Annotated in this window: 1 rRNA gene; it reads left to right on the top strand. The window is 45.2% G+C overall.

The features are described 5' to 3' along the window. The first annotated feature begins 268 nt into the window (after window positions 1-268). Window positions 269-1,785 (top strand): 16S ribosomal RNA (locus CRV04_RS12760). Window positions 1,786-1,880: the final 95 nt, after the last annotated feature.

Below are 1,880 nucleotides of genomic sequence, written 5' to 3' on the forward strand. Positions count from 1 at the left end.
AAAATTTAAGCCAATATTTAGATTAAACCCTTGACAAGGGGTAAGAATTTGTCTATAATTCCCGTCCAATTTCAGAGGAACGATAGAAAGTTTTGGTCTGAAGAGTTCTTTAAAAGAAGAGGTTTGTGAAGAGATAATCTTTATAAACCGAATATGTACTTAAAAACAAATGAAGAATACAAATTCTTCGTCTATAACGAAATAGCTAAGCTATTTTACAATGAGTGATAATTTTGTAGAAATACAAAAATTGTCAGTTTCAAACTTTTTTTTGGAGAGTTTGATCCTGGCTCAGAGTGAACGCTGGCGGCGTGCTTAACACATGCAAGTCGAACGAGAACGGATTAAAGCTTGCTTTAATTGTCAGCTAAGTGGCGCACGGGTGAGTAATATATAGGTAATGTGCCCTAGAGAGGGGGATAACAGATGGAAACGTCTGCTAAGACCCCATATGCCTTTAATTCATAAGAATGCAAGGGAAATATTTATAGCTCTAGGATCGGCCTGTACGGTATCAGTTAGTTGGTGAGGTAATGGCTCACCAAGACAATGACGCCTAACTGGTTTGAGAGGATGATCAGTCACACTGGAACTGAGACACGGTCCAGACTCCTACGGGAGGCAGCAGTGGGGAATATTGCACAATGGGGGAAACCCTGATGCAGCAACGCCGCGTGGAGGATGACACATTTCGGTGCGTAAACTCCTTTTATAGGTCAAGATAATGACGGTAGCCTATGAATAAGCGCCGGCTAACTCCGTGCCAGCAGCCGCGGTAATACGGAGGGCGCAAGCGTTACTCGGAATCACTGGGCGTAAAGAGCGTGTAGGCGGATAGATAAGTCAGAAGTGAAATCCAATAGCTTAACTATTGAACTGCTTTTGAAACTGTCTATCTAGAGTATGGGAGAGGTAGATGGAATTTCTGGTGTAGGGGTAAAATCCGTAGAGATCAGAAGGAATACCGATTGCGAAGGCGATCTACTGGAACATAACTGACGCTGAGACGCGAAAGCGTGGGGAGCAAACAGGATTAGATACCCTGGTAGTCCACGCCCTAAACGATGCACACTAGTTGTTGCCATGCTAGACATGGCAGTAATGCAGTTAACACATTAAGTGTGCCGCCTGGGGAGTACGGTCGCAAGATTAAAACTCAAAGGAATAGACGGGGACCCGCACAAGCGGTGGAGCATGTGGTTTAATTCGACGATACGCGAAGAACCTTACCTGGTCTTGACATAGTAAGAACTTTCTAGAGATAGATTGGTGCTAGCTTGCTAGAACTTACATACAGGTGCTGCACGGCTGTCGTCAGCTCGTGTCGTGAGATGTTGGGTTAAGTCCCGCAACGAGCGCAACCCTCGTGTCTAGTTGCTAACAGTTCGGCTGAGAACTCTAGACAGACTGCCTACGCAAGTAGGAGGAAGGTGAGGACGACGTCAAGTCATCATGGCCCTTACGACCAGGGCTACACACGTGCTACAATGGGGTATACAAAGAGCAGCGATACGGTGACGTGGAGCAAATCTCAAAAATATCTCCCAGTTCGGATTGTAGTCTGCAACTCGACTACATGAAGTTGGAATCGCTAGTAATCGTAGATCAGCAATGCTACGGTGAATACGTTCCCGGGTCTTGTACTCACCGCCCGTCACACCATGGGAGTTGAATTCATTCGAAGCGGGGATGCTAAAGTAGCTACCTTCCACAGTGGATTCAGCGACTGGGGTGAAGTCGTAACAAGGTAACCGTAGGAGAACCTGCGGTTGGATCACCTCCTTTCAGAGAAAGAGTTAGAATTCGTTTTCTAACTCAGAGAAAAAGAATGGTAACATAACGAAGTTTCCATAAGTACATGTTCGGTTTGTAAAGATTAT

Origin of the sequence: Candidatus Marinarcus aquaticus, from assembly GCF_004116335.1 — a bacterium.
In the GTDB taxonomy this organism is placed as follows: Bacteria; Campylobacterota; Campylobacteria; order Campylobacterales; family Arcobacteraceae; genus Marinarcus; species Marinarcus aquaticus.